This is a genomic window from Bacillus sp. SG-1, from assembly GCF_000181495.1.
In the GTDB taxonomy this organism is placed as follows: Bacteria; Bacillota; Bacilli; order Bacillales; family Bacillaceae_B; genus Rossellomorea.
In genome coordinates this window covers 1-8,679 of the sequence record NZ_ABCF01000095.1, presented here as the reverse complement: position 1 = coordinate 8,679, position 8,679 = coordinate 1, and the positions used below count along the sequence as shown (strand labels likewise).

Below are 8,679 nucleotides of genomic sequence, written 5' to 3'. Positions count from 1 at the left end.
AAATTTTCGTGTATGGCCTGGTATGCTCTAGTAACGAGAGGATCCGGCCTTCAATAAAATGGCCGTTAAAGGATTCACTTCTCAGCATTTCTGAGATTTTTTCTCTCGATTCGATAATATAGCCGGTATAGATCCTGCCAAGTTTCTGCTTCTGTTCCAGAGTCAGGGAAAGATCTATACCGCCAGCAAATAAAGCAGACTTTATAGATGGCAGAAGCGGAGTCATTATATCTTGTTCGAGCTTTTTCTCCTCATAAACCATCCGCCTTAAGAACATCGCCTCACAAACAAGCTTTTTCCAATGGGCAGTACCATAATGTTCTAGAAAAGTGTTGATGATAGCTGACTCAATCGTCTTAACGCTTTCCATAATCTGTTGAACAGAAAAATATTCCTGTTTATATAGGGATATCTTGCTTTCATTCACTATCTTGATTGCTTGGGCCAGCTGGTTAATCAAGCTGACATTCTCCAATTCTGACAGGATTTTATAATATTGACCGCTGAAATAAACCCCGGCCAATACAGTCAATTGTCTTTCCTTTAGTGACTCACTTGGTGAGTTTGTAACTTTCTCATGGGTATCAAGGCCTATCTGGATCAGCATGACGGTCGAAATCACCCGTATGATTTCCTCTTCTTTCAACACTTGTTCTCCTTTTGTAAAAGGAAGGACCAAAAAGCTGATCCTGTCTTCATCAATTTGCGGAGAATCAATATACTTTTGCAAATAAGAGTAGGATAACTTCTCTTCGACATAGTGTTTTATTGATGCTTCAAGATGAAAACAGTCCAAATGTTTCATAAACCTAAATCCCCATTTCGTATATGTATCTACTTCGTCGTATCAGCAACAAATATTATAACATATTAAGCAGGGACGGGCGAATACTACATATCCCCTATTAGAAGGTTGAATCATTACAGTCAGGCCATTCATTTATTGTGAAGCTGAGACATATACAAAAGCGGAATTCAGCGGTCCGCTTTTTAAACTGTAAGATAAACTGGCGAAACAGTTAATTCCCAGAAGCGGAAAAGAAAGCTCCCGGGTGCTGATGTCGCCTCAAATCCTTCCGTTCAACATCGGGTGTAATCAATTTTTAAAAAAATCAAATAAAAAAGCAGCAGTACTTTGGCTTAAGTCTGCTGCTGTCTCTCACTATTACTTCTCTTTCATTTCACTTTCTATTTCCCCATTGCTTGTAAAGATTTTTGCTTTTCCACGTACTTTTATGGCAGAGGTATGCTCAGTGAATTGAGCAATCATCACTTCACCTTTATCAAGCTTTTCTGAATGGTGGAATTTCGTATCGGTTCCTCTGGTCAACCCTATTACATTCACTCCGTCTTCGATCGCTTTAATGACGATATAATCTGATTGGTTGTTTGCCATTCTCTTCACTCCAGTCATTTCTATTTGTATCGCAGTTTTAAATGCAGAATTTCAGTCCGCGCCAGCTATTGCGCGCCTGAAACCAGGCGTCTTTACACCTCGCATTGCCCATGCACATATGCTCTCCCTTACCCAAGAGCATAATACCTTCAAGTTACAGCGTGTCATGCGGCATCCGTCACTATCATTTGCCCCGCCATTGCTTGCTGAGCCAATTCCTGTGAACAAAGATATTGCCCTATAAAGATACCTTATAAGAATTATAACCTCTTTAAGCGCCACGCTGAAATAATGTATTAAAGTACTCCCCTTGTTTCCCTGTTATCAAGAAAAAAACTTTCATACATACATTTACCTGTTTCGGTGGTCTTATAAGATCTTCTGTATCCCCTTCATCACATGCATATGGCTTTCGGATTCCGAGGCAGGCATACAGTCAAAAAAAAGAGCCGCATTCTGTGCGGCTCTTTTTTACGCTAAAGGTATGTAATTATTTTACAGCATCTTTAAGCGCTTTACCTGGTTTGAATGCAGGTACCTTGCTAGCTGAGATTTCGATTTCTTCACCAGTTTGTGGGTTGCGTCCTTTACGTGCAGCGCGCTCACGAACTTCGAAGTTACCGAAACCGATTAATTGTACTTTATCGCCATTTGCCAGTGCGTCTTGAATACTTTCAAAAACGGCATCAACTGCTTTTGTAGCGTCCTTTTTAGAAAGCTCAGCAGCTTCTGCAACAGCATTAATTAGTTCTGTCTTGTTCATGCCATTCACCTCCTCCCAAAGGAAATGTTTCAGTCATGATTCATATAACTGTCTTGTTACATTAGTAAACATAATTTTCGGTTTCTATACATGAACGTAAACAAAAACCGTCAAAAACGTTGTAGAATCAATGTTCGACATCAATTCTGTTAAAAGATTATCATATAAAAATAAGGTTAGCAAGAATAATTCAAGAAATAATGGGAATCTTTTCTTTTTCAGGCGTGTAATTCTTTTTAACGAACAATTATTGCTGTTATTTTTAAATTTTTCATTGGGTTATTATTCCAAATACCCGTAACAAAAGGATTGATAACTTTGCAGGAGGCAATATATTTCTCAATAAAGCATCTTTTCAACTAAAGATTCTGCTTCTTGGTATTGGATTATCATTTTTTTAAAAGGCTCTTTTCGTAAACTTTGTTGCTATTTAATACAAACTATAAAAAATACTTACTTAATGAACCAGAAATAGCTGATAAACAAGAAGAAAAGAGCTAATTCACCTGGTTCAGAGAAAAGAGCTTCAAGCCAGTGACTCCCCGGAGTGGCAGGAAGACTGTTCCTCTAATCCTGCATGAGATCACAGACTTATACACATCAACCCTTATAACCAATAGTAAGAAATACATCACACAAAACACCTATAAAAACAAAAAAAAGACCCTCAAAAAGAGAGTCTCCTACAAGATGATTGCAATCAGACCGCCGGAACCTTCGTTGATGATTCTTTCGAGCGTATCTTTAAGTTTATATCGTGCATTTTCAGGCATTAATGACAGTTTCGCCTGTATTCCTTCTCTGACGATCGAGCTCAAGCTCCGCCCGAAAATATCAGAATTCCAGATTGAAAGCGGGTCGTCCTCGAAGTCCTGCATCAAATATCGGACAAGTTCTTCACTCTGTTTTTCTGTGCCGATAATCGGTTCGAACTTGGATTGAACATCCACTTTGATCATATGGATGGAAGGTGCTACAGCTTTCAGGCTGACACCAAAGCGGGACCCTTGACGGATGATTTCCGGCTCATCCAGGCTCATATCCTCCAATGTTGGAGCGGCAATACCGTATCCTGTTTGTTTAACCATTTTCAGCGCATCCGCCACTTGATCATATTCTCGCTTTGCATGGGCAAAGTCCTGCATCAATTCAAGCAAGTGATCCTTCCCGCGAATTTCCACACCGACAATCTCTTTAAGCACTTCATCATAAAGTTCATCCGGTGCATACAAGTCGATCTCAGCTACACCCTGCCCCATCTCAATGCCTGCTAAGCCGGCTCTTTCGATGTATTCGAACTCACTGAAGTAATGCACTACCCGGTCGACATCCCTTAAGCGTTTAATGTCTTTAACCGTCTCTTTAACTGCTTCCTGATAATTTTCACGCAGCCAGTGGTCCTCGTTCAGCACCATCACCCAGCTTGGAAGGTTTACATTCACTTCAAGCACAGGGAACTCATATAATGCTTCACGAAGAACATTCAGAACATCTGAATCTCTCATACTCTCAACACTCATGGCAAGTACAGGGATATCATACTTTTCCTGCAGCTTGACTCTCAGGTCTTCAGTCTCAGGTGCATGAGGTTTTGCTGAGTTGATGACCATGATGAATGGTTTTCCAACTTCCTTCAATTCTTCGATTACTCTTTCTTCTGCAACCAAATAGTCGCTTCTCGGAATCTCTCCAATGGAGCCGTCAGTCGTGACGACAACGCCGATTGTAGAATGTTCCTGAATAACCTTGCGTGTTCCGATCTCTGCCGCTTCATGGAACGGTATTGGCTCTTCATACCAAGGTGTGTTGATCATTCTCGGGCCGTTCTCATCTTCATACCCTTTTGCTCCTGGCACTGTGTAACCAACACAGTCAACCAGTCGGACATTCACATCCAGGCCTTCATCAACGTGAACGGAAACCGCCTGATTCGGGACAAATTTCGGCTCAGTTGTCATGATTGTTTTTCCAGCTGCACTTTGAGGCAGTTCATCTTGAGCGCGAGCGCGTTCTGACTCGCTCGAAATATTAGGAAGGACGACGAGTTCCATGAATTTCTTGATGAATGTCGATTTCCCTGTTCGAACGGCTCCTACTACACCTAGGTAAATATCTCCGCCGGTTCTTTCTGCAATGTCTTTAAATAGATCTACTCTTTCCAAGAGATTCCCTCCAATCTTTATCTTCCAGGGATGGTTTCATCCGGTTAGCTGTTTGGACAATATATATTTATGATGTTGTCCCAATTACTTATGACTATTAATATGTTTTTTTTGCCTCCTTATTACTAAAAATGAGAAATAATGAATGTGAGGCAAAAAAAGTTGAGAGCAGAAATGGGAATCAGGAAAATGAAAAAACCCCTTTCCTTACAAATATATTTTGTAAGTAAGGGGTTATGCCTATTTCATCATAAAGACTGGTTCATTCTCTTCATTTACTGTATATGGAGGTGAATAGGCTGGAACAAAAGCCGAATCTTTAGTCAGGATCGGCCGGATATCTTCTCCTTTTTCAAACTCATATTCATTCTCCTGAAGAAGTTTGTTCAAATCTATTCTGTAATCCACGAAAATTTCCCCGCTGCCATTAATTAAGAGCGGCAGGTTTTGATTAGAATACGGACTCATGACAGACGGCTCTTCATCATATCCGATCAGGGAGTAATCCAGGGTGTACACGTTATCGGCAATGCTTTCTTTAAAAGGGGGATAGCCGATGGAACGAATCCGGATATTGATCTCCCGGATTTTTTCAGCTATTCGCAGATCAAAAATTTTAACGGTCGGATTGTCTTCTACATCGATTAACACATACTGAAAGATGCCCCCGTTTTCATAGGCATTTCCAGGCACCTCGGAAAGGAATTGCCCTTTCAGTTTGCTAAAATCAATGGGATACTTTATGTAAACCGGTGTATCCTGATCTCTTGTTTTTATCGGTAGTAACCCGCCGGTGGAAGATTGATACTTTTCAACCGATGATTGAACCGCTGTAATTTGATCTTCATATGGTATCTGATTTTTTTGAAGCTGCTCCTGAGGGTATAGACAACCGGTCAAGAGCGACACTGTAAGAACCATCAGGACTGCAGTGATTATTTTTTTCAAAGTAACACATCCTTAAAGCATAACTTGTCTAGTTCGTCGGCCCGCTCAATACTATATAGGCCATCATCAATCCGCCGGTAATCATCAGGACATAGGCTATAAGTGCGGTAATGAAGCGGAAGAAGCCTTTTTTCAGTTTATATCTGCTTAAATAAATCGTTAAAATGGCAAGAATCATAAATCCCATTGAACCGAATGAAACCCACATTTTCATCATCGAAGACATTGGACGTCCCTCCTTATTTGTCGAAAGTATTATATCACACCCTCTAAAAAAGTTAATAGCGTATAAAGATATTTCACTATTATGTCGTTTTTTCATCACAACGGCTCGCTTTAGGAAGAAAATATTGGAAGGGTATAGGCGGATTTCTGGTTGAATGTCCATGCACCTTATTCCGGGCTGGTCCTGTGGGCATCTCAAGGCTGCCTAGGGCTTGATTTTCATTAGCGTATATAAAGACCTCCCTGGACGTTACTTTACGGTGAAGCTTGTATGGATGGCTTTAGGAAGCATTTAGAGGACTATGTATTCTGGTTGCGCTTTTTAAAGTCCTTTAAAGGACACCTCGAGGACTTTACTTCCCTTCACATATTTAAGAGTATTTAGATTTCGTTAAGGGCACCCGGTTCCCTACCCAATCCAGCCCAGTTGAAGATCAATTTTTCTCCCATAAAAAAAGACTGAAGCAAGGAATCTTCCTTTCTTCAGTCCAATGTGACAGTTACCCCATCCATGTTTAAAGCTGTTTATGTTCCATTCATCCTATGCAAACATAATGCATTTGCATCGTCGAATGCCCATTATCATGGATTATTACGTCATTTTTTCACCCAGAATATTAAACAGGTCTTCCATTTCGTGTGTTTTCATCCTGCCCATTAACAAGTCGACCGCCTGTTTTGGAGGAACGTCGTTGAAAAGGACATCATACAGCGCCTGTGTGATCGGCATCTGGACATTGTACTTTTCTGCAAGCTGGTGGGCTGCTTTTGTCGTTCTGACACCTTCGACGACCATTCCCATCTCATCAAGGACGTTTTGAAGTTTCATTCCTTTTCCGAGTTGATTTCCGGCACGCCAGTTCCTGGAATGGACGCTAGTGCAGGTCACGATAAGGTCCCCTATTCCCGTTAAGCCGGAAAAGGTAAGAGGATTGGCACCCATTTTGCTTCCCAGTCTTGCAATTTCAGCAAGACCTCTTGTAATAAGAGCCGCTTTGGCGTTATCACCGTAACCAAGACCGTCTGTGATTCCGGCAGCAAGAGCAATGATATTTTTCAATGCCCCGCCGATTTCAACACCCACGACATCCGGGTTAGTATATACTCTGAAACTTTGATTCATAAAGAGGTCCTGCACAAGTTCAGCGGCCTCCATGTTCTTAGAAGAGACCGTGACTGTTGTCGGATGCCTGAGGCTGACTTCCTCCGCATGACTTGGACCGGAAAGGACGACTACATCCTTAAGGGTCGTTTCATCCATTTCTTCTTCGATCATTTCTGAGATCCGCAACAAGGTATCCGGTTCAATGCCTTTACTCACATGTACAATCGTCAATGCTCTTGATACTGTATTCTTCACCTTTTGAAGCACTTCCCTGACAGCCTTGGTCGGAACAGCCAGAATGACCGTTTCAACGCTTTCCAATGCTGTTTCCAGGTCGGTAAACCCTTTAATTCCTTTAGGGAGCTGGATATTCTTCAGGTATTTTTCATTTGTATGTTTGGAGTTGATCTCTTCCATTTGGACAGCGTTATGTCCCCATAGATTGACCGTGTGTCCATTATCAGCCAGGACCATCGCAAGTGCTGTACCCCAGCTTCCCGCTCCCAGTACTGTAATAGTTTTTAAAGGTTTCTCCACTTTTTCACCCTCCTATATCTATTTTCGTGCACGCGCGATAATACGGATTGGTGTACCTTCAAATACAAAAGCTTCTCTTATCCGATTTTCAAGGAATCGCGAGTAAGAAAAATGCATTAATTCAGGCTCGTTGACAAATACAACGAAGGTAGGCGGTTTGACAGCCACTTGAGTCGCATAGAACACTTTGAGCCTTTTCCCTTTATCGGTAGGGGTTGGATTCATTGCTACTGCATCGGCAATCACTTCATTCAGGACGCTGGATTGAACCCTTAATGCATGATTTTCACTTACCTGGTCAATCACTGGAATAAGTGTATGAATTCTTCTTTTGGTTTTCGCCGATAGAAAAATTATCGGTGCATAATCAAGGAACAGGAAGTGCTCTCTGATATTCTCTTCGAACTTCTTCATTGTCTTTTCGTCTTTCTCTACTGCATCCCATTTATTAACGACGATAATGACTCCACGTCCCGCTTCATGTGCATATCCGGCAATCTTTTTATCCTGCTCGATGATGCCTTCTTCCCCATCAATCACGACAAGAACGACATCTGACCGTTCAATTGCCCTTAAGGCCCGAAGGACACTATACTTTTCAGTGGATTCATATACTTTCCCTTTTTTCCTCATCCCTGCTGTATCGATGATCACATACTCCTGACCATCAACTTTAAGTTTTGAGTCAATTGCATCGCGGGTCGTGCCGGCAACATTGCTGACTATGACGCGATCCTCTCCAAGAAGTGCATTCACCAGCGAGGATTTCCCAACATTCGGACGGCCGATCAATGAAAACTTGATGACATCTTCTGCGTAACCCTCTCCTGAGTCCTTCTTAAAATTCTTGGCCACCTCATCCAGCATGTCACCAAGGCCAATTCCATGGGCGCCGGAAATCGGGAATGGCTCTCCAAATCCTAATGAGTAGAAGTCATAGACAAGCTCTCTCATCTCGGGATTATCAATTTTGTTGACTGCCAGGACGACTGGCTTTTTGGAACGGTAGAGAATTTTTGCCACGATTTCATCTGCAGCGGTTACACCTTCCCGTCCATTGGTCAGGAAGACAATTACATCAGCTTCATCAATGGCGATTTCTGCCTGTTGACGGATTTGCTCAAGAAACGGCTCGTCACCGATCTCGATCCCGCCGGTATCAATAATATTAAAATCATGTGTCAGCCAATCCGCTGAGCTGTATATCCGGTCTCTTGTCACTCCCGGAACATCTTCCACAATGGAAATTCTTTCTCCGACGATACGGTTGAAGATGGTGGACTTTCCTACGTTGGGACGTCCTACAATTGCAACAACTGGTTTTGTCACATTGTTCACCCTTTCTGTTTGTTAGGTACGATAAAGGCCGTTTTATGTTTCGTTTTTCAGAAGAAGTACTCACTTATGTTAATTGCAGGCTTTTTTCTCGACTTGACGCTTTTTTGGTTTAACTTTTATATAAAAATTCAGGAAAAGAGCCTGATTTTTCAATCATCATATCTTCAACGATTCACAATGCTTGTCTTTAAGTTGACTTCGGCTA

General features: G+C 41.7%; 8 protein-coding genes. All 8 read right to left on the bottom strand.

The genetic code is table 11. The features are described 5' to 3' along the window. Nucleotides 1–805: heptaprenyl diphosphate synthase component 1 (locus BSG1_RS17925; RefSeq protein WP_006838630.1), on the bottom strand; the 805-nt coding region annotated here is incomplete at its 3' end. Nucleotides 806–1,165: 360 nt separating this feature from the next. Then, nucleotides 1,166–1,396, bottom strand: coding sequence for a trp RNA-binding attenuation protein MtrB (gene mtrB / locus BSG1_RS17920; RefSeq protein ID WP_044023131.1), 231 nt, complete (start codon nucleotides 1,394–1,396; stop codon nucleotides 1,166–1,168). Nucleotides 1,397–1,886: 490 nt separating this feature from the next. Continuing rightward, nucleotides 1,887–2,159: an HU family DNA-binding protein gene (locus tag BSG1_RS17915; protein WP_006838628.1), complete on the bottom strand. Its 273-nt coding sequence runs from the start codon at nucleotides 2,157–2,159 to the stop codon at nucleotides 1,887–1,889. Between the two features lie 683 nt (nucleotides 2,160–2,842). Further along, nucleotides 2,843–4,321 (bottom strand): stage IV sporulation protein A, encoded by a 1,479-nt coding sequence (gene spoIVA / locus BSG1_RS17910; RefSeq protein WP_006838627.1) that lies wholly within the window; start codon nucleotides 4,319–4,321, stop codon nucleotides 2,843–2,845. Between the two features lie 240 nt (nucleotides 4,322–4,561). After that, complete coding sequence (locus BSG1_RS17905; RefSeq protein ID WP_006838625.1) at nucleotides 4,562–5,269, bottom strand: LptM family lipoprotein; 708 nt, start codon at nucleotides 5,267–5,269, stop codon at nucleotides 4,562–4,564. Between the two features lie 28 nt (nucleotides 5,270–5,297). After that, nucleotides 5,298–5,486 (bottom strand): DUF2768 domain-containing protein, encoded by a 189-nt coding sequence (locus BSG1_RS17900; RefSeq protein WP_006838624.1) that lies wholly within the window; start codon nucleotides 5,484–5,486, stop codon nucleotides 5,298–5,300. Between the two features lie 600 nt (nucleotides 5,487–6,086). Next, complete coding sequence (locus BSG1_RS17895; RefSeq protein ID WP_006838623.1) at nucleotides 6,087–7,136, bottom strand: NAD(P)H-dependent glycerol-3-phosphate dehydrogenase; 1,050 nt, start codon at nucleotides 7,134–7,136, stop codon at nucleotides 6,087–6,089. An 18-nt stretch (nucleotides 7,137–7,154) separates the two neighbouring features. After that, nucleotides 7,155–8,465: a ribosome biogenesis GTPase Der gene (gene der / locus BSG1_RS17890; protein WP_006838622.1), complete on the bottom strand. Its 1,311-nt coding sequence runs from the start codon at nucleotides 8,463–8,465 to the stop codon at nucleotides 7,155–7,157. Between the last annotated feature and the right edge of the window lie 214 nt (nucleotides 8,466–8,679).

What these genes read in the sequence shown, in the direction of transcription:
- BSG1_RS17915 (WP_006838628.1), bottom strand. Translation starts at nt 2,159, where the DNA reads ATGAACAAGACAGAACTAATTAATGCTGTTGCAGAAGCTGCTGAGCTT.
- mtrB (WP_044023131.1), bottom strand. Translation starts at nt 1,396, where the DNA reads ATGGCAAACAACCAATCAGATTATATCGTCATTAAAGCGATCGAAGAC.
- BSG1_RS17900 (WP_006838624.1), bottom strand. Translation starts at nt 5,486, where the DNA reads ATGATGAAAATGTGGGTTTCATTCGGTTCAATGGGATTTATGATTCTT.